This window comes from Streptomyces sp. NPDC057617 (assembly GCF_042800555.1).
Classification (GTDB): Bacteria; Actinomycetota; Actinomycetes; order Streptomycetales; family Streptomycetaceae; genus Streptomyces.
Window position 1 is genome coordinate 163,225 of record NZ_JBHVGV010000002.1, and the last position, 18,878, is coordinate 182,102.

Consider the following 18,878-nt stretch of genomic DNA (forward strand, 5'->3'; position numbering starts at 1 on the left):
CGGCGCCGGACAGGGCCTGGGCGGTCAGTGCGCGAACTGCCCCGGCGTGTAGTGGCCGGGCACCAGCCGTGCCGACACCCCGAACCGGTTCCACGCGTTGATCACCGTGATCGCGGCGATCAGATGCGCCAGCTCCGTCTCGTCGAAGTGCGCCGCTGCCTTCCCGTACACCTCGTCCGGCACGAACCCGTCGGTCAGCACCGTGACCGCCTCGGTCAGCTCGATCGCCGCCAGCTCCTTCTCCGTGTAGAAGTGCTTCGACTCCTCCCACGCGCTGAGCTGGATGATCCGCTCCGTCGACTCGCCGGCCGCCAGCGCGTCCTTGGTGTGCATGTCGAGGCAGAACGCGCAGTGGTTGAGCTGGGAGGCGCGGATCTTGACCAGTTCGAGCAGGGTCGGGTCGACGCCCTTCCGGGCCGCCGCGTCCAGCCGGACCATGGCCTTGTAGACCTCGGGGGCCAGCTTGGCCATGTCGAGGCGGGGGGAGTGCTCGGGGGCGTAGGTCTTCGTCTCGTTCACTGATTGCGTCGTCATACGTACGACGCTACGCGCCCGGTGGCACAGGCGTATGGTCCATTTCCATGACGGATTCATGGGCCAATTCCCCGGCGGGTCCGGCGCCGGACAGCGGCCTCGGCACCGATCTCCACCTGGAGCTTCGCGCCTCCGCGCCCGGCGGGCCCGCACCCCACGGCCCCGGTCTGCGCGCCGGACTCATGGACGCCCTGCGCGAAGCCGTCCGTACGGGCAGACTCGCGCCCGGCACCCGGCTGCCGTCCTCCCGCTCGCTCGCCGCCGACCTGGGCGTGGCCCGTAACACCGTGGCCGACGCGTACGCCGAACTGGTCGCCGAGGGATGGCTCACCGCCCGGCAGGGCTCCGGTACGCGGGTGGCCGCGCGGTCCGCGCCGCGCAGGCCCGTGCCCGCGCCGCCCCGGACCCGGCCGGTTCACCGGAGGCCCGCGTACAGCCTGCTGCCCGGCTCCCCCGACCTCGCCGCGTTCCCGCGTGCGCAGTGGCTCGCGGCCGCCCGCCGCGCGCTGACGGCCGCGCCGCACGAGGCGTTCGGGCTCGGCGACCCGCTCGGCCGGATCGAACTCCGTACCGTACTCGCCGACTATCTGGCCCGGGCCCGTGGCGTGTACGCGGCGCCGGAGCGGATCGTCGTCTGCTCCGGCTTCATTCACGGGCTGGCGCTGATGGCGCAGGTGCTCGGCGCGCGGCGGGTCCGGGCCGTGGCCGTCGAGTCGTACGGTCTCGACTTCCACTGGGACGTACTGACCCGGGCGGGCATACGGACCCCCGCGCTCCCGCTGGACGCGCTCGGTACCCGTACCGAAGAGCTGGCCGAGGTGGACGGCGTCGGCGCCGTCCTGCTGACCGCCGCGCACCAGTACCCCATGGGCATGGCGCTCCACCCCGACCGGCGCGCGGCGGCGGTCGACTGGGCGCGCGGTACGGGCGGGATCGTCCTGGAGGACGACTACGACGGGGAGTTCCGCTACGACCGGCAGCCCGTGGGCGCGCTCCAGGGACTCGATCCCGAGCGGGTGGTGTACCTCGGCACGGCCGGCAAGTCCCTGGCGCCCGGGCTGCGGATGGGGTGGATGGTGCTGCCCGAGGAGCTGGTGGGGGAGGTACGGAAGGCGAAGGGCCCGCTGGACTGGGCGTCGAGCACGCTGGACCAGCTCACGCTCGCGGAGTTCATCGCCTCGGGCGCGTACGACCGGCATGTCCGCTCCATGCGGCTGCACTACCGGCGCCGCCGCGACCAGCTCGTGGCGGCGGTGACCGAGCGGGCGCCGGGGATCCGGGTGACCGGGATCGCGGCCGGACTGCACGCCGTCGTCGAACTCCCGCCGGGCACCGAGCGGTCCGTCGTCGAGGCTGCGGCCCGGCAGGGGCTCGCGCTGTACGGCATGAGCCGCTTCCGGCATCCGTCGGTGCCGCGTGACCGGGACGCGCTGGTCGTCGGGTACGCCGCGCCGCCGGACAGCGCGTGGACGGGCGCGCTGGAGGCGCTGTGCCGGGCGCTTCCGTGACGGTCCTGTCCACTCCCGGCGAGGTCGACAGCCCCCCGGGCCCCGAATTAGGCTGATCACTACGGCATCGCGTGTCGGTCACCGTCCGGGTGAGGCATGGAGGTGCCCGTGAGTTTGCCTTACGGAGGCATTCCACAGTGTCGATCCAGTTGAACCACACCATCATTCACGCCCGGGACAACCGGGAATCCGCCGAGTTCCTGGCGCATATCCTCGACCTTCCGGTCGGAGCCGAGTGGGGCCCCTTCGTCCCCGTCGAGCTGAGCAACGGCGTCACCCTGGACTTCGCGTCCATACCGCCCGAGTCGATCGTCCCGCAGCACTACGCCTTCCTGGTGAGTGAGGCCGACTTCGACGGGATCTTCCGGCGGATCCAGGACCGGGGCGTCACCTTCTACGCCGATCCGCACCGCCGGCATCCCGGCGAGATCAACCACAACGACGGCGGACGCGGCGTGTACTTCATGGACCCGGTGGGCCACGCCATGGAAGCGATCACCCGCCCGTACGGCGGCGGCGAGAGCTAGCAAGGAGCCGGCCGAGAACCGGCGCTGACCCTGAGGGGGCGGGGCTTTCCCCGCCCCCTTAGGCTTGCGGGCGCGGAAGCGGTACGTAAACGGGGGGTGGGCGGCGCATGACTGCGACGCGGCGGAGGCTGAGATCGAGCACGGTCGTGCTCGGCGGCATGGGAATCCTGGCGCTCACGATCACATCCTGTGGCTCGGAGCCGGACAAGCGGTGCGCCGACCGGGCCACCGGGAAGACCCTGCCGAGTTCCCGGTGCGAGAGCGGTGGCGGTGGCTCGTACTACTACGGCGGATCCAGCAAGCAGGGCAAGGTCCAGGACGGCAGCTTCGACAAGTCCGCTGTGGACCGCGGCGGTTTCGGCTGCTCAAGCTCCGGCTCGGGCGGCGGCTGACGGGCGCCGGAGCCTGTCAAAAGCCCTGGTGATCCCCAGATGAAACGTCACTGCATCGACCCCCGCCCCAACTGGCAGCAGACCGTCGAGGAACAGGGTGTCGTCTATCCGCTCACCCGCTATCCGGACGGCTCGCTGCGTCCGTACTGGGACGAGAGCGCCTACTACACCTTCACCCTGCCCGAGGTGGAGGCCCTGGAAGAGGTCGTCGAGGAGCTGCACGCGCTCTGTCTGGGCGCCGCCGCGCACATTGTCGAGCAGAATCGGTTCGCCGATCTGGGGATCACCGACCCCGGACTCACGGCCCTGGTCGCCGAGTCCTGGCGGCGCCGCGCCGAACTGCCGTCCGTCTACGGCCGGTTCGATCTGCGGTACGACGGCACGGGCCCGGCGAAGATGCTGGAGTACAACGCCGACACCCCCACCTCGCTGGTCGAGGCCGCGAGCGCGCAGTGGTTCTGGATGGAGGACCGGTTCCCCGACGGCGACCAGTGGAACTCCCTCCACGAACGGCTCGTCGCCGCCTGGAAACGGCAGTCCGCCCTGCTCCCGCCGGGTCCCGTGCACTTCGTCCACTCCGACGGGGACGAGCTGGGCGAGGACCTGATGACCGTCGCGTATCTGCGGGAGACCGCCGAACAGGCGGGCCTCGCGACCGAGGCGCTCTCCGTCGAACAGATCGGCTGGGACCGGCTCTCCGGCCGCTTCGTCGACGACCGGCTGCGCTTCATACGGAGCTGCTTCAAGCTCTATCCGTGGGAGTGGCTGGCCACCGACCGGTTCGGACCGTACGTACGGGACACCCTCGACAACGGCGGCGGCACCGGCACCACCTGCTGGATCGAGCCCGCCTGGAAGATGCTGCTGTCCAACAAGGCGCTGCTCGCGATCCTCTGGGAACTCCACCCCGGCCACCCGAATCTCCTCCCCGCGTATCTCGACGGCCCCCGCGAACTCGCCGCCGCCCGCGGCTATGTCGCCAAGCCGCTGCTGGGCCGCGAGGGCGCGGGAGTGACCGTCCATGAGGCCGGCGGTGCGCCGGTGGTACGGGACGAGGCCTGCTGCTATCAGGAGCTGGCCCCGCTGCCCGACTTCGACGGCAACCGTGTGGTGCTCGGCGCGTGGGTTGTCGAGGACGAGGCGGCGGGGCTGGGCATCCGGGAGTCGGCGGGCCTGGTCACGGACGAGTACGCGCGCTTCCTCCCGCACGTCATCCTCTGAGCCCGACCGGCCGGCCCGTCATCCCTGAGCCCGGCCAGCCAGCTCACCGGCCGACCGGCCTCCGGCCCACCAGCACCGGACCCCACCGGCCCCGGCCGTCAGCCGTCCGCCAGCACCGCCCGCAACTGGTCCAGCCCCCAGTCCAGGTCCTCCTTGCTGATCACCAGCGGCGGAGCGATCCGGATCGTCGAGCCGTGCGTGTCCTTCACCAGCACCCCCCGGTCCATCAGCCGCTCCGAGATCTCCCGGCCCGTCCCCCGCGACGGCACGATGTCCACCCCGGCCCACAGCCCCCGGCCCCGTACCGCCTCCACGGCGCCGCCGCCCACCAGCAGCCCCAGCTCATGGTGGAGATGGTCGCCCAGCTCCGCCGCGCGCTGCTGGAACTCGCCGGTCCGCAGCATCGCGATGACCTCCAGCGCCACCGCGCAGGCCAGCGGATTGCCGCCGAAGGTCGAACCGTGCTCGCCCGGGCGGTACACCCCGAGCACCGCCGCCGACGACACCACGGCCGACACCGGCACCACCCCGCCGCCCAGCGCCTTGCCGAGGATGTACATGTCCGGGACGACGCCCTCGTGCTCGCACGCGAAGGTCCTGCCGGTCCTGCCGAGACCCGACTGGATCTCGTCCGCGATGAACAGCACCTCACGCGCCCGGGTCATCTCCCGTACCCCCGCGAGATACCCGGCCGGCGGGACCAGCACCCCGGCCTCGCCCTGGATCGGCTCCAGCAGCACGGCCACGGTGTTCTCGGTCATCGCCGCGTCCAGCGCGGTGAGATCCCCGTACGGCACGATCTCGAAGCCGGGCGTGTACGGTCCGTAGTCCGCGCGTGCCTCGCTGTCGGTGGAGAAGCTGACGATCGTGGTCGTACGGCCGTGGAAGTTGTTGGCCGCGACGATGATCTTGGCCATCCCGTCCGGTACGCCCTTGACCCGGTACCCCCATTTCCTGGCGGTCTTCACGGCGGTCTCCACCGCCTCCGCCCCGGTGTTCATGGGCAGCACCATCTCCATGCCGCACAGCTCGGCGAGCCGCGTACAGAACTCCGCGAACCGGTCGTGGTGGAACGCCCGGGAGGTCAGGGTCACCCGCTCCAGCTGCGCCTTGGCGGCGTCGATGAGCCTTCTGTTGCCATGTCCGAAGTTGAGCGCCGAGTATCCGGCGAGCATGTCGAGGAAGCGCCGCCCCTCGATATCCGTCATCCACGCGCCGTCCGCCGAGGCGACGACGACGGGCAGCGGATGGTAGTTGTGCGCACTGTGGGCCTCCGCCGAGGCGATGGCGCTCTCCGTTGTCGACACGGACTCTCCGATCGGTCGGGACAAGTTGTCCGGCGTGGGCGGGGCGATGCCCCACTTTCTATCGTCGCTCACAGGGTGGATGAAGAAACCTTGCTCCCGGCGTGCCCCGGCTGAACAGGCCCTACGTCGAGATGTCCGCCCGCCGACCGGAATCCCGGAGCCCCGGAGATCCGTTCCCGAGCTGTCGGTCACACCTGAGAGAATGGTGGACATGGCCTCAGAAAGCCCACGCGCGCTCTCCGGAATCCAGCCCACCGCCGGCTCGTTCCATCTCGGGAACTACCTCGGTGCGGTGCGCCAGTATGTGGCGCTGCAAGACACCCACGACGCGTTCTACATGGTCGTGGACCTGCACGCGATCACGGTGCCCCAGGATCCCGCCGAGCTGCGCGCCAATACGCGCCTCGCCGCCGCCCAGCTCCTTGCCGCCGGTCTGGATCCGCGGCGCTGCACGCTCTTCGTCCAGAGCCATGTCCCCGAACACGCCCAGCTCGCCTGGGTGATGAACTGCATCACCGGTTTCGGCGAGGCCTCGCGGATGACGCAGTTCAAGGACAAGTCGGCGAAGCAGGGCGCGGACCGTGCCACGGTCGGCCTCTTCACGTACCCGATCCTCCAGGTCGCGGACATCCTGCTCTACCAGGCCAACGCCGTGCCGGTCGGTGAGGACCAGCGTCAGCACGTCGAGCTGACCCGCGATCTCGCCGAGCGGTTCAACGCCCGCTTCGGACCGACGTTCACGGTCCCGGCGCCGTACATCGTCAAGGAGGTCGCGAAGATCTACGACCTCCAGGACCCGACGGTCAAGATGAGCAAGTCGGCGTCCACGCCCAAGGGCCTGGTCAATCTGCTGGACGAGCCGAAGACCACCGCGAAGAAGATCAAGAGCGCGGTCACCGACACCGGTACGGAGATCCGCTTCGACACCGAGGCTAAGCCGGGTGTCAGCAATCTGCTCACGATCTACTCCACCCTCACGGACACGCCCGTCGCGGAGCTGGAGGAGAAGTACACCGGCAAGGGGTACGGCGCGCTGAAGACGGACCTGGCGGATGTCATGGTCGACTTCGTCACCCCGTTCAGGACCCGCACCCAGGAGTATCTGGACGATCCGGAGACGCTGGACTCGATCCTGGCCGAGGGCGCGGAGAAGGCCCGGGCCGTGGCCGCCGAGACCCTCGCGCAGACGTACGACAGAGTCGGTTTCCTGCCCGCCAAGCACTGAGACCGCCCGCCCGGCACCCGGTCCGGACCCCGGCAGGCGCCGGGGTCCGGACCCCGGCGGCGCGCCGCTTTCGCACGGACGGCGGCTCCGTCCGTCGGTCGGCGTAGGCGCGGGGGCGAGCGCTGGCCAGTCGGCCGGTGCGACCGTCACACTGGCGGACGGCGGCCCCACCGGATCACCGCCCGGCAGCACCACCTGTCCGAGCCGCCCGAGCCGCCCGAGCCACCAGAGCCACCCGCCAGATCAGCGCCAGACCCGCCAGACCCGCCTGACCCACCCGACACGGACGACACACGGACTGAGGAGAACGACGTGGGGACCGTAACGCTCGGCGTTTCGATCGCGGTCCCGGAGCCGTACGGCAGCCTGATCCAGGAGCGGCGTGCGGGCTTCGGTGATCCCGCCGCGCACGGCATCCCCACCCATGTCACCCTGCTGCCGCCCACCGAGGTCGACGACTCGGCGCTCCCGGCGATCGAGGCCCATCTCGCCTCGGTCGCGTCGGCGGGCCGGCCCTTCCCGATGCGCCTGTCCGGTACGGGTACGTTCCGGCCGCTCTCCCCGGTCGTCTTCATCCAGGTCGTGGAGGGCGCGGCGGCGTGCACCTGGCTCCAGAAACGGGTCAGGGACAGCTCGGGCCCGCTCGTCCGCGAGCTGCAGTTCCCTTACCACCCGCATGTGACGGTGGCGCACGGCATCGCCGAGGACGCGATGGACCGGGCGTACGAGGAGCTGTCGGAGTACGCGGCGGCCTGGAGCTGCACCTCCTTCGCGCTGTACGAGCAGGGCGCCGACGGGGTGTGGCGGAAGCTGCACGAGTACATGTTCGGGGGCGACGACGACGGCTCGGACGTGCCGTGCCAGATCACCCCCGCCGACCGGCCCGCCTCGCTGAGCCCCTGAACCTGCCCGGGGGAACCTGCCTGGGGCTCACGGACCCCGGGGCTCACGACCTCAGACCGGCAGCCTGCGGAACACCGGACGCGGAAGATGCCGCAGCGCCGACATCACCGGCCGCAGCGCCCCCGGCACCCACACCGTCTCCGAGCGCCGCCGCAGCCCCAGTTCGATCGCCGCCGCCACCGCCTCGGGCGTGGTGGCCAGCGGGGTCTCCGGCCGCCCGGCCGTCCTCGGAGACCGTACGAAGCCCGGCCGTACGATCATGACCTGCACCCCCGTGCCCAGCATGGCGTCCCCCAGCCCCTGGGCGAACGCGTCCAGGCCCGCCTTGCTCGACCCGTAGATGAAGTCCGTACGGCGGGCGCGCTCACCGGCCACCGACGACAGCACCACCAGCGAGCCGTGCCCCTGGATCTGCAACGCGCCCGCGCACACCAGTCCGGCCGAGACCGCGCCGGTGTAATTGGTCTGCGCGACGCGCACCGCCGCGGGCGGATCCGCCTCGTCGTGCGCCTGGTCGCCCAGGATCCCGAAGGCGAGCAGCACCATGTCGATGTCGCCCTCCGTGAAGACCTTGCCGAGGACCTCGGTGTGCGAGCCGGGGTCCAGGGCGTCGAAGGGGACGGTACGGACCTCCGCGCCCAGCGTGCGCAGTCTGTCGGCGGCGGTGTCCAGGGCGGGGGAGGGGCGGCCGGCCAGCCAGACCGTACGGGTACGGCGGGCGATCAGCCGGCGCGCGGTGGCGAGCCCGATCTCCGAGGTGCCGCCGAGGATGAGCAGGGACTGCGGGATGCCGAAGGCGTCCTTCATGGTGATCGCTCCTTGTAAGGGTGAGGGGCACGCGGGCTGGGGCTCTTACGGACGGGCCCGCGCTACAGATCCAGCCGCCGCGACAGGTCCGAGGTGAAGACGGCACCCGGATCCAGCGCGGCCCGCAGCGCCCGGAACTCGGCCAGCTTCGGATACATCGCGGCCAGCAGCTCCGGCCGCAGCCGCGCGTCCTTCGCGAGATTGACCCGCCCGCCGGCCGCCGCGACATCCTCGTCCAGCTCGTCCAGGAACGACCCCGCGCCGGTCAGCCCCGCGGGCAGGTCCAGGGCCAGCGCCCAGCCGGCCGCCGGGAACGACAGCCACCCCGGGTCCCCCTCACCGAACCGTTTCAGTACGGCGAGGAAGGACGGGAAGCCCCGGCGCGCCACCCGCTCCACGATCCGGCGCAGCGCCTCCTCCTGCCCGTCGCCGACGACGAACTGGTACTGGACGAAGCCCTGCCGCCCGTAGATCCGGTTCCAGCGCGGCACCCCGTCCAGCGGATGGAAGAAGGCGGAGAGGCGCTGCAGTTCACCGGTGCGCCGCCGGGGAGCCCCGCGGTACCAGACCTCGTTGAGCAGCCCGACCGCCGCGCGCCCGAGCAGCCCCGACGGCAGATGGGCGGGCGTGGCCGGGAGCCGGGCGGGACGGAAGGCGAGCGGCCGGCGCCGGGCGCGCGCCGGGAGTGTGTCCAGCGCGTCCAGCGGCGCGTGTTCCGCGCGCATCAGGACCGAGCGCCCCAGCGCGCCGCCGCGCGCCAGCAGATCGATCCGGGCGACGGCGTACCGGTACGGGCGGCCGGTCGCCGGGTTGGCCGCGGTGAGCCGGGCGAGCAGATCGTCCAGGTCCGTGGCGCGCTCGGTGTCGACGGTCATCAGCGAGGTCGCGACCGGGTGCAGCCGTACGGTCGCCGACAGGACCACCCCCGTCAGCCCCAGCCCGCCCGCGGTCGCGTCGAACAGCGGGGTGCCGGGCAGGACCGTACGGATCTCGCCGTCGGCGGTCAGCAGCTCCAGCGACAGCACATGGCGGGCGAAGGACCCCGACACCTGGTGGTTCCCGCCGTGGATGTCGCCGCCGATCGCCCCGCCGACCGTGACGTACCGGGTTCCGGGCGTCACCGGTACGAACCAGCCGAGCGGTACGAGCACCTCCATCAGCCGGTGCAGGCTCACCCCCGCGTCGCACGCGACGACACCGCCGTCCGCGTCGATCGCGTGGATCCGGTCCAGGGCGGTCATGTCGAGCACGGAGCCGCCGGCGTTCTGCGCCGCGTCGCCGTACGCCCGGCCGAGTCCGCGGGCGATGGAACCGCGTGGCCCGGCACCGCGTACGGCCTCGGCGGTCTCCTCGTACGAACGGGGGCGCACCAGCAGGGCCGTGGTCGGCGCGGTCCGGCCCCAGCCGGTCAGCGAGACATAGGGGTCGTACGGGTCGTGAGGGTCGTACGGATCGTGCACCGCGTCGGCCGCGGTGCCGGTGTCGGCAGGCATGATGGTGACCGTATCGCCCAATACGCCATTCTTTGTCACCTTTCATTCCGTGCCCGTATGAATGGGTGGCCCGTACGAATGGGCGGCCGGGGGCGCCCGACGCTCCTTCACCGATCCCGGGGTAGGTGTCCACCATGGACTGGCTCAAAAGAATCCCGGTGATCGGTCCGTTGGCCGCCCCGCTCGTGGACCGGCTGGTACGGACGCATCTGTGGCGTTCGTACGAGACGCTCGACCGGGTCCACTGGACACGGCTGGCCGCCGCCATCACCTTCACCAGCTTTGTGGCGCTGTTCCCGCTGATCACGGTGGGCGCGGCGATCGGTGCCGCGCTGCTGAGCCGGGGTCAGCTCGACCGGGTCAGGGCGAGCCTGGAGGAGCAGGTCCCCGGGATCTCCGGCCAGCTCGACATCAACGGTCTGGTGGCCAACGCAGGGACGGTCGGGGTGGTGGCCGCCGCGCTGCTGCTGCTCACCGGGATCGGCTGGATCGGTTCGATGCGGGACTGCCTGCGGGCCGTCTGGGAGCTGGACAAGGCCGACGAGGGCAATCCGTTCGTCCTCAAGGCCAAGGACGCGGTGGTGCTGCTCGGTCTCGGCGCCGTCGGCCTGGGCTCGCTCGGCGCCTCCACCTTCGGCTCCACGGCCATCGGCTGGACCGCCGCCAGACTGGGCATTCCCGAGGGCGGCGCGGGCGGAGTGGTGCTCCAGATCGCCGCGCTGCTGGTGGCGGTCGCGGCCGACTTCCTGATCCTGCTGTACGTCCTGACGCTGCTGCCCCAGGTGCAGCCGCCGCGCCACCGGCTCGTCGTCGCCGCGCTCATCGGCGCCGTCGGCTTCGAACTGCTCAAGCTGCTGATCGGCGGCTACATCAGGGGCGTGGCGGCGAAGAGTGTGTACGGCGCGTTCGGGGTGCCGGTGGCGCTGCTGCTGTGGATCAACTTCACTGCGAAACTGCTGCTGTTCTGCGCCGCCTGGACGGCGACCCCGGACCGGGAGCCACTGGCCCGTGAACCGGCCGGAGACGGTGGCGACGGTGACGGTGGCGCGGGCGGCCCGGGTGCCTCGGCCGGCTCGGCCGGCGACCGCTGCGCCGGTGCTACTCGCGCGGACGCCGTCGTACGAGATCGGGGAGCGGCCAGCGCCGGTTGACCACATACACTCCGCCCGCCAGCAGGATCAGCGCCCCGCCGGTGACCGCGAGCGCGGTTCCTATGCCTCCCGTACCCCCGCTGTTCGCGGCGGCGAGCGGGGTGGGCCGGGTCTTGCCGCCCGTACCGACCCCCACCGAGGTCGGGTTGGGTGAGGCCTTCGTCGCGGCCGACTTCGGCGGCACCAGCACACCGACCGGCTTCACCTTGCCGGCCGCCGCGAAGCCCCAGTCCAGCAGCCGGCTCGTCTCCTGGTAGACCGCCTGGCCCTCATGGGAGGACGGGTTCATGACAGTCACCAGCAGCACCTTGCCGTTCCGCTCGGCGACACCGGTGAAGGTCGCGCCCGCGTGGGTGGTGTTGCCGTTCTTCACGCCCGCGATGCCCTTGTACGGGGCGATGCCCGGGGCGCCGGTCAGCAGCCGGTTGGTGTTCTGGATCTCGAAGAACTCCCGCTTGGGCAGGCCCTTCTCCGGCTTCGGCTTCACGGCCTTCTTCGGCTTCTCGCCCTCCTCCGGCTTGGGCGGCTTGATCGGCTCGCCGGGGAACTTGGCCGTCGCGGTCGCGGCGTACTCGCGGAAGTCCTTCTTCTGGAGGCCGGAGCGGGCGATCAGGGTGAGGTCGTACGCGCTGGAGACCTGGCCCGGCTCGTCGTAACCGTCCGGCGAGACGACATGCGTGTCGAGTGCCTGAAGCTCGTCGGCGTGCGCCTGCATGTCCTTGACGGTCTTCGGGACTCCGTCGTTCATGGCCGCGAGCACATGGACCGCGTCGTTCCCGGAGCGCAGGAACACCCCCAGCCACAGATCGTGGACGGTGTAGCTGAGGTTCTCCTTGACCCCGACCAGGCTGCTGCCCTCGCCGACCGGCTCCAGCTCGACCGGTTTCACCTTGTGCGACTGGTTCTTGGGGAACTTGGGCAGCAGGGTGTCCGCGAAGAGCATCTTGAGGGTCGAGGCCGGAGCCAGCCGCCAGTGGGCGTTGTGCGAGGCCAGTACGTCGCCGGTCTCCGCGTCCGCCACGATCCAGGACCGGCCGCTCAGCTTCTTGGGCAGTACCGGGGCGCCCTTGCCGAGATCCACCTGGGTGCCCGCCTTGCCGAGCCTGGCCCCGCCGACGGTCGACATCTTGGCGGGCGGCCGGGGCTCGGAGTCCGGCCCCTCGGCCTTCCTGATCGCCGACGCCGGCGCGGCGGTCAGAAGCGGCAACAACGCGGCAGCGGTGACCGTCAGCGCGGTCTTTTTCAGAGCAGACACGTTCGAAAACGTACAGGGGGTCGACAATGTTTCCGACACCGGCGGGGTGAACCGCCGCCCCCTCCGCCGGACCGGGTCAACTTTCTGCGCGGCGCCGCGGTCCGACCGTACGTCCGACGGACCATCGGAGGGTATGGACGACAGGTGTTCGGATTTCGCGGCGGGTTTCAGAGCGGATTCCGTGGCGGCCTCAGTACCCCGCCGCCGCCCCCCGGCGGGCTGCGGCGATACTGAATCCATGAAGCTCAGCCGCCCCGTCTCCTGGTTCCTGCTCGCGTTCGGGGTGTGGAGCTGGTTCATCTGGATCACTTTCGTCAAGAACCTGTGGCAGGACGGGAGTGGACTGGCGTTCGATGACGCCGGTGACCCCACGGGGTATTTCTGGGTGCACTTGCTGCTCGCCATCGTGTCCTTCCTCCTGGGGACGGCCGTGGGCGCGATCGGGTTCCGTGGTGTACGCGCGCTGAGGCGCGAACCGGCCGAATGAGCCGGCGGGACAAACCGGTCGGATGAGCCGGCCGGATGACGAGGCCGGGCAACCGGGTCGGACAGACCGCACAACACATACAGACAGGGATAGGGGGACCGTTCGTGGTCGTCGTGGTCGTTCTGGGGGTGCTCGCCGCCGTCGCGGTGGTCGTCGCGGCGCACTGGTACGTGTGGCGGCGCCTGGTGCGCGACACGACGGAGGGGCGAGGTACGGCTCGCGTACTCGGCACCGCGGCCATTGTCGTACTGCCGTTACTGTCCTTCGCCGCGGTGGCCGTGGGACGGTCCGGGACTCCGTTCCGTCTTCAGCAGATCGTGGCATGGCCCGGCTACTTGTGGCTCGCGCTGCTGCTCTATCTGGTGCTGGCCCTGCTGGTCGGTGAGGCGGTACGGCCCCTGGTCCGCCGGCTGACGGACCGCAAGGACAGCGACGTCCGCGAGGAGGCGGGGCCCGCGACCGCCGAGACCGCCGAATCGGCACAGCCGCTGGTCACCGCGGGCGCGGCGGCCCGTACGGCGTCTCCCGCGACCGCGAGCGGGTCCATAGCCGAGGCCGGCACCGGCGCGGACGGTCCGGCCCCCCGGCCCGCCGCCACGACCCCCTCCCGCAGGCTCTTCGTCTCCCGGATCGTCGGCGGCGCCGCCGCGACCGCCGCCCTCACCACGGTCGGCTACGGCACCTATGGCGTCCTGCGCGGCCCCCGCCTCAAGCGGGTCACCGTACCGCTCGCCAAGCTGCCGCGGTCCGCGCACGGTTTCCGTATCGCCGTCGTCAGCGACATCCATCTCGGCCCGATCCTGGGCCGCGCCCACACCCAGCGCATCGTCGACACGATCAACTCCGCCCGGCCCGATCTGATCGCCGTCGTCGGTGACCTGGTCGACGGCAGCGTCGAGGATCTCGGGCCTGCCGCCGAGCCGCTCGCGGGCCTGGAGGCACCGCACGGCGCGTTCTTCGTCACCGGCAACCACGAGTACTTCTCGGGCGCCGCCGCCTGGATCGACCATGTACGCGAACTGGGGCTGCGGCCCCTGGAGAACGAGCGCGTGGAGATCCCCGGCTTCGATCTCGCCGGGGTCAACGACATCGCGGGCGAGAGCGAGGGCTCTGGCCCCGACTTCGCCAAGGCGCTCGGTGACCGCGACCGGACGAGAACCTCCGTACTCCTCGCCCACCAGCCCGTCGTGATCGACGACGCCGTACGCCAGGGGGTCGACCTCCAGCTCTCCGGGCACACCCACGGCGGCCAGCTCTGGCCCGGCAACTACCTGGCGGAGCTGGCCAATCCGACCGTGGCGGGCCTGGAGCGGTACGGCGACACCCAGCTCTATGTCTCGCGCGGCGCGGGCGCCTGGGGCCCGCCGGTCCGCGTCGGCGCCCCCTCCGACATCACTCTCGTACAGCTCGCCTCGCGCCAGGCGTAACGCACCTCAAGGGGCACCGAAAGGGGCACTGGACAGGGCCGGTCCCGGCCCTGTCCAGTGCCCCTTTTTCCGGCTTACATGACGGTAATCCGACTGTTGCCCGCGAGAGCCGGGATTTCCCTTCCGCAGGTCTTTGGCTTGTGGTTGGGTGAGCGCCATCACGGTCAGGGGTGGGCGTGACAGAGGGGCGCGGCATGCGGACTGTTCGTCTGCGGATACTGATCATTTGTCTTGTGCTGGCGGCCGCCGGGGTGGGCGGCTGGCAGCTGCTCCCGTCCGACCGGGCCGAGCAGCTGCCGATCACGGTCGGGACGACGGACGTCGTCACATCGCTCGATCCGGCGGGCGCCTACGACGCGGGCTCCTGGGCGCTGTTCAGCAATGTCTACCAGTCCCTGCTCACGTTCAAACCGAGTTCCATCACGCCCGTTCCCGACGCGGCGCGCACCTGCGACTTCGTCGGTACGGAACTGCGCACCTACCGCTGCGAGGTACGGGACGATCTCCGCTTCCCGAGCGGGCGCAAGGTCACCGGCGCCGATGTGAAGTTCTCCTTCGACCGGGTGCTGGCGATCAAGGCGGATGTCGGTCCGCAGTCCCTGTTCACCACCCTCAAGTCGGTGGTGGCGCAGGGCCAGACCGTCACCTTCAACCTCGGTTCGCGGGACGCGACCTTCCCGCTGAAGGTCGCCACCGGAGCCGGTTCGATCGTCGACCGCACCCGCTACCCGGCGACTTCGCTGCGCCAGGGCGACGAGGCCGACGGCTCGGGCCCGTACATCCTCACGTCGTACACCCCCGGCGCGCGGGCGCATCTCGTGCCCAACTCCGCGTACCGGGGCGCGGTCGAGACCGGAGGCCCGGTCGATGTCCGCTACTTCAAGACCTCGGACGATCTGGCGGCCGCCTGGAAGGCCCATACCGTCGATGTGACGCACCGTCAGCTTCCGCCGGAGCTGATCGCGGGACTGGACGCGAGCCAGGACGACATCCGGGTCAACGAGGCCGAGAGCGCCGCGATCCGCAATCTCGTCTTCAATGTGCGCGACGGATCACCGATGGCAGACACCGCGGTACGCAAGGCCGTCGCCGCGGTCGTCGACCGCGCCAGTATCGCCACCGGCGTCTACGACTCGACCGTCGATCCGCTCTACTCGCTGATCCCGCAGGGCATCACCTCGCACACCACGCCCTTCTTCGACTCGTACCCGCAGCCGGACCGTGAGCGGGCGAAGAAGCTCCTGTCGGACGCGGGGGTGGAGACGCCCGTACAGTTCACGCTCGCGTACGCGCAGGGCGGGTCGGCCGCGCAAGAGGCGGCGGAGCTGCGGAAACAGCTCGAAGCCACCGGGCTGTTCCGGGTGAAGACCGTCGAGCGCGAGTGGACGGAGTTCCAGAAGGGCTACTCTGCCGGGCAGTTCGACGCGTACTGCGTGAGCTGGCTGCCGGACTTCCCGGACCCCGACAACTTCGTGCAGCCGCTGGTCGGCCGCGACTCGACCCTCCACAACGGCTACTCCAGCGAGCGCGTCGACCAGTTGATCGAGTCCACGCAGCAGTACAGCGAACGGGCCCGTGCCTCGGCGGACTTCAAGACGCTCCAGCGGGTGGTCGCGCAGGATGTGCCGGTGCTGCCGCTGTGGCAGAAGAAGAACTATGTGCTCAGCACCGAGGACATCACGGGCTCGCAGTACCTCTCGGACGGTACGGGGCTGTGGCGGCTGTGGGCGCTGGGCCGGCTCTGACTCCCGCTGCTCTGTAGCGGCTCTACGGTGACGAGCGCGGCGGCGACAGCGGCAGCGTCACCGTGACCGCCAGGCCCGCGCCCGGTGCGGTCTTCACGGCGACCTCGCCGCCGTGCGAGGCCACCACCGCCTGCACGATGGACATCCCGAGCCCGCTGCCTCCGGTGCTGGCGGCGCCTTCTCCCGTACCGTTTTTGCCCGCCGTACCGCCCGTACCGTTTCCGCCCGCGGCACCGCCTCCGCCCGTCACACGGAAGAAGCGGTCGAAGATACGGTCCGCGTCGGCGCACTCCATCCCGGGACCCCGGTCCGCGACCCGCAGCCGTACCTCACCGCCCTCCGAGCGGGTCAGCTGCACCGCCACCGGCGCCGCCACCGGAGTGTGCACCCGTACGTTCGTCAGCAGGTTCCCGATGACCTGCCGCAGCCCGGACTCGTCGCCCTGGACGAGCATCGTCCCGTCCGCCGCCACCTCGACCGTACGGTCCGGCTGCTGGGCCCGCAGATCGTCCGCCGCGTCCCGTACCAGCCTGCTCAAGTCCACCGGCCGCAGCCGCAGTTCGGGCCGCTGGTCCAGCCGGGCCAGGGTCAGCAGTTCGTCGACGAGCCGCCCCATCCGGTCCGCCTCCGCGTTCATCCGGGCCATCGCCCGCTCGCGCTCCGCCGCCCCGCGCAGCATCCCCCGGTCGTAGAGCTGGAGATAGCCCCGGATCGCGGCCAGCGGGGTGCGCAGCTCGTGCGAGGCGTCCGCGACGAACCGGCGGAGCTGGGCCGCGCTGCGCTCCCGCGTCATATGCGCCGACTCGACCTGCTGGAGCATGGCGTTGAGCGCGAGCCGGAGCTGTTCGGTCTCCGCGACACTGTCGTGGCGGCCCGGTATCCGCCGGGTCAGATCGCCCTCGGCGATGGCGGACGCGGTCTCCACCATGTCCTCCAGCGGGCGCAGCGTACGGCTCGCGCCCATCAGGGTGATCATCGCGAGCAGCACCAGCAGCAGGGTCCCGGACGCCAGATCCAGTTTGAGCGCGCGTTGCAGGCTCTTGTGCACGGTCCTGGTGGACTTCGCGAGCAGCACCACCGAGCCGTCGCGGAGCTGCGCGGCCGTCATCCGGTACGGCTCACCCTGTACGTCCACATCGCGCGCGGTGTCGTAACGGGCCGCCGCCACCGGGTCCTCGACCGCCGCCGCCAGCGCCCGCTGGCGCTCGCTCGGCGGGATCCCGATGAGGGACAGCACCCTGCCCGAGCGGTCGACGGCCACAAAGACCGTGTCGGGCTTGGGCAGGGTGCTCGCCCCCGAGGCGCCGGGCGCGAGGATGTCCCGTACCGCCGCGAGCGCGCTCAGGGACTCCATCTGCTTCACGGTGATCCCGGTGCGCTGGAACCCTTCGCGGGAGCCGGTCAGTTCGGCGTCGATGGAGCCGAGGAGGTAGTGGCGCAGCCCGAAGAGGCTGACACCGGTCGCGATGGTGATCCCCAGGGCGAGCAGCAGCACATTGACGAGGGTGAGCCGGGTCCGCAGCGAATCCCCGCGGCTGCCGCGCCACGTGAGCCACGCGCGGAACCGGTGGATCCAACGATACGGGCTGCTCACGCCGGGCTCGCCAGGCCGTACCCCACACCGCGCCGGGTGGTGATCAACGGCGGCCCCAGCGGGTCGAGTTTGCGCCGCAGATAGCTGATGTACGTCTCCACGACCGTCGACTCGGCGGCGTGCTCGTACCGCCAGACGTGCCGCAGCAGCTCCTCCTTGCTCACCACCGAACCGGCGTTGCGCACCAGGAAGCGCAGCAGCGCGTACTCGGTCGGCGTGAGGTCCACGGCCCGGCCCGCCCTGCGTACGGTGTACGTCGCCTCGTCCAGCTCCAGATCCGCGTACCGCAGCGGCGGGCGGGCCGGCAGCCGGTCGGCCGGCCGGGTCCGGCGCAGTACGGCCCGGATCCTGGCGATCACCTCGTCCACGTTGAACGGCTTGGTGATGTAGTCGTCGCCCAGCGACAGCCCGCCCACGATCTCCGCGGGCGCGTCCCGTGCGGTGAGGAAGACCACCGCCGTCTCCGGGTGGGACGCGCGCAGTTGGCGCCCGATCTCCCGGCCGTCGCCGTCGGGCAGCATCACATCGAGCAGCGCCGCGTCGGGGCGTCTGCGCCGTACCGCCTCCGCGGCCTCCCGCACGCTCGACGCGGACACCACCTCGAAGCGGTGGTAGCGCAGGGCGATGGCGAGGACATCCGCGATGCTCGGCTCGTCCTCGACGACCAGCACGGTCGCCGCCGCCGTCGAGTCCCTGTCCGTCATGGCCCCATCCGTCATGGCCCCAGTATCCGCAACGGTCCCGCGCCCGGTCGCGGCCGGGCGCTTGGGAGTTCCCTGTGAGTCGGCCCCGGGTGCCCGCGCCGCGCCCTTCCACGGACCGATCCTGGGATCCGGCCGGGGGAACGAGCGGACGGACGGACCCGGGGGACCGGGAGAGGGGCGGACACCGTGGAGGCATGGGCACGCAAGGGAACGGTACGGCTGCCGGGCTGGCTGGACAGGAGGCTTCCCCGCGTCGCGACGGAGCCGCGCGAGAAGGCGTCCGAACCCGCCCCGGTCCCTTCCACCGGCCCGGTCCACGCGACGGTGGTGCACGGTTTCGTGCGCTCGACCGAGGGCGACCCGATCGGCTCGGCGACCCTCACCCTGCTCACCCCGGCCGGCCACCAGCTCGACCGGGTGGAGTCCCTGGCCGACGGCTCCTACATCCTCGCGGCCCCGGCAGCAGGCCCGTATCTGCTCCTGACCACCTCACCCGGCTACGAGCCCTGGACCCGCCGCATCACCATCGGCCCCGAGGCAACGGTCCACGACCTGACCCTGACGGAGGAGACGGTGGACGCGGTCAACTGAGGCCCCA

At 71.2% G+C, this 18,878-nt stretch carries 18 protein-coding genes; 11 read left to right on the forward strand and 7 right to left on the reverse strand.

Annotated elements, in window-relative coordinates:
• Nucleotides 1-24: 24 nt before the first annotated feature.
• Nucleotides 25-534 (reverse strand): carboxymuconolactone decarboxylase family protein, encoded by a 510-nt coding sequence (locus tag ACFU9P_RS06140; RefSeq protein WP_384078003.1) that lies wholly within the window; start codon nt 532-534, stop codon nt 25-27.
• Between the two features lie 47 nt (nt 535-581).
• Here ACFU9P_RS06140 and ACFU9P_RS06145 point away from each other — a divergent pair, with 47 nt between their 5' ends.
• The 4 genes from ACFU9P_RS06145 to ACFU9P_RS06160 all read left to right on the forward strand — a co-directional run bounded on the left by ACFU9P_RS06145 (nt 582) and on the right by ACFU9P_RS06160 (nt 4,182).
• Nucleotides 582-2,042 (forward strand): PLP-dependent aminotransferase family protein, encoded by a 1,461-nt coding sequence (locus ACFU9P_RS06145; protein ID WP_384078004.1) that lies wholly within the window; start codon nt 582-584, stop codon nt 2,040-2,042.
• Nucleotides 2,043-2,179: 137 nt separating this feature from the next.
• Nucleotides 2,180-2,569, forward strand: coding sequence for a VOC family protein (locus ACFU9P_RS06150; RefSeq protein WP_376379908.1), 390 nt, complete (start codon nt 2,180-2,182; stop codon nt 2,567-2,569).
• A 107-nt stretch (nt 2,570-2,676) separates the two neighbouring features.
• On the forward strand, nt 2,677-2,961 hold the full coding sequence (locus tag ACFU9P_RS06155) for a hypothetical protein (protein WP_376379905.1): 285 nt from the start codon (nt 2,677-2,679) through the stop codon (nt 2,959-2,961).
• A 39-nt stretch (nt 2,962-3,000) separates the two neighbouring features.
• On the forward strand, nt 3,001-4,182 hold the full coding sequence (locus tag ACFU9P_RS06160; RefSeq protein WP_384078005.1) for a glutathionylspermidine synthase family protein: 1,182 nt from the start codon (nt 3,001-3,003) through the stop codon (nt 4,180-4,182).
• Nucleotides 4,183-4,280: 98 nt separating this feature from the next.
• Here ACFU9P_RS06160 and rocD read toward each other — a convergent pair whose 3' ends face one another.
• Nucleotides 4,281-5,489, reverse strand: a complete 1,209-nt coding sequence (gene rocD, locus ACFU9P_RS06165) for an ornithine--oxo-acid transaminase (protein ID WP_376379899.1) — start codon at nt 5,487-5,489, stop codon at nt 4,281-4,283.
• Nucleotides 5,490-5,700: 211 nt separating this feature from the next.
• Here rocD and trpS point away from each other — a divergent pair, with 211 nt between their 5' ends.
• The gene (trpS, locus tag ACFU9P_RS06170; protein WP_376379897.1) at nt 5,701-6,714 is read left to right on the forward strand and encodes a tryptophan--tRNA ligase; all 1,014 of its coding nucleotides are present in this window, start codon (nt 5,701-5,703) and stop codon (nt 6,712-6,714) included.
• A 312-nt stretch (nt 6,715-7,026) separates the two neighbouring features.
• Complete coding sequence (locus ACFU9P_RS06175) at nt 7,027-7,617, forward strand: 2'-5' RNA ligase family protein (RefSeq protein WP_384078006.1); 591 nt, start codon at nt 7,027-7,029, stop codon at nt 7,615-7,617.
• Between the two features lie 51 nt (nt 7,618-7,668).
• Here ACFU9P_RS06175 and ACFU9P_RS06180 read toward each other — a convergent pair whose 3' ends face one another.
• Both ACFU9P_RS06180 and ACFU9P_RS06185 read right to left on the reverse strand, forming a co-directional pair.
• Nucleotides 7,669-8,424, reverse strand: a complete 756-nt coding sequence (locus ACFU9P_RS06180; RefSeq protein ID WP_384078007.1) for a decaprenylphospho-beta-D-erythro-pentofuranosid-2-ulose 2-reductase — start codon at nt 8,422-8,424, stop codon at nt 7,669-7,671.
• Between the two features lie 62 nt (nt 8,425-8,486).
• Nucleotides 8,487-9,917: an FAD-binding protein gene (locus tag ACFU9P_RS06185; protein ID WP_384078008.1), complete on the reverse strand. Its 1,431-nt coding sequence runs from the start codon at nt 9,915-9,917 to the stop codon at nt 8,487-8,489.
• Between the two features lie 134 nt (nt 9,918-10,051).
• Between ACFU9P_RS06185 and ACFU9P_RS06190 the strand changes: the two genes are divergently transcribed.
• Nucleotides 10,052-11,068: a YihY/virulence factor BrkB family protein gene (locus ACFU9P_RS06190; protein ID WP_376379885.1), complete on the forward strand. Its 1,017-nt coding sequence runs from the start codon at nt 10,052-10,054 to the stop codon at nt 11,066-11,068.
• Here the strand turns inward: ACFU9P_RS06190 and ACFU9P_RS06195 are convergent.
• The gene (locus ACFU9P_RS06195) at nt 11,016-12,323 is read right to left on the reverse strand and encodes a D-alanyl-D-alanine carboxypeptidase family protein (RefSeq protein ID WP_384078009.1); all 1,308 of its coding nucleotides are present in this window, start codon (nt 12,321-12,323) and stop codon (nt 11,016-11,018) included. The genes ACFU9P_RS06190 and ACFU9P_RS06195 overlap by 53 nt on opposite strands.
• Nucleotides 12,324-12,561: 238 nt before the next feature.
• Here ACFU9P_RS06195 and ACFU9P_RS06200 point away from each other — a divergent pair, with 238 nt between their 5' ends.
• The 3 genes from ACFU9P_RS06200 (at nt 12,562) to ACFU9P_RS06210 (ending at nt 15,982) form a co-directional block, all read left to right on the forward strand.
• Nucleotides 12,562-12,810, forward strand: a complete 249-nt coding sequence (locus ACFU9P_RS06200) for an SCO4848 family membrane protein (protein WP_046501654.1) — start codon at nt 12,562-12,564, stop codon at nt 12,808-12,810.
• Between the two features lie 104 nt (nt 12,811-12,914).
• Nucleotides 12,915-14,237, forward strand: a complete 1,323-nt coding sequence (locus ACFU9P_RS06205) for a metallophosphoesterase (RefSeq protein ID WP_384078010.1) — start codon at nt 12,915-12,917, stop codon at nt 14,235-14,237.
• A 194-nt stretch (nt 14,238-14,431) separates the two neighbouring features.
• A complete protein-coding gene (locus ACFU9P_RS06210; protein ID WP_376379875.1) occupies nt 14,432-15,982 on the forward strand; it encodes an ABC transporter substrate-binding protein in 1,551 nt (516 codons plus the stop codon).
• 22 nt (nt 15,983-16,004) lie between these two features.
• On the opposite strand, the gene ACFU9P_RS06215 is transcribed toward ACFU9P_RS06210, so the two are convergent.
• Together ACFU9P_RS06215 and ACFU9P_RS06220 are read right to left on the reverse strand one after the other, a co-directional pair.
• Nucleotides 16,005-17,555: a sensor histidine kinase gene (locus ACFU9P_RS06215; RefSeq protein WP_384078366.1), complete on the reverse strand. Its 1,551-nt coding sequence runs from the start codon at nt 17,553-17,555 to the stop codon at nt 16,005-16,007.
• 17 nt (nt 17,556-17,572) lie between these two features.
• Nucleotides 17,573-18,280 carry a response regulator transcription factor gene (locus tag ACFU9P_RS06220; protein ID WP_384078011.1) on the reverse strand — a complete coding sequence of 236 codons (708 nt, stop codon included), beginning with the start codon at nt 18,278-18,280 and terminating at the stop codon, nt 17,573-17,575.
• A 186-nt stretch (nt 18,281-18,466) separates the two neighbouring features.
• On the opposite strand from ACFU9P_RS06220, the gene ACFU9P_RS06225 reads away from it, so the two are divergent.
• The gene (locus tag ACFU9P_RS06225; RefSeq protein ID WP_384078012.1) at nt 18,467-18,871 is read left to right on the forward strand and encodes a carboxypeptidase-like regulatory domain-containing protein; all 405 of its coding nucleotides are present in this window, start codon (nt 18,467-18,469) and stop codon (nt 18,869-18,871) included.
• Nucleotides 18,872-18,878 lie beyond the last annotated feature (7 nt).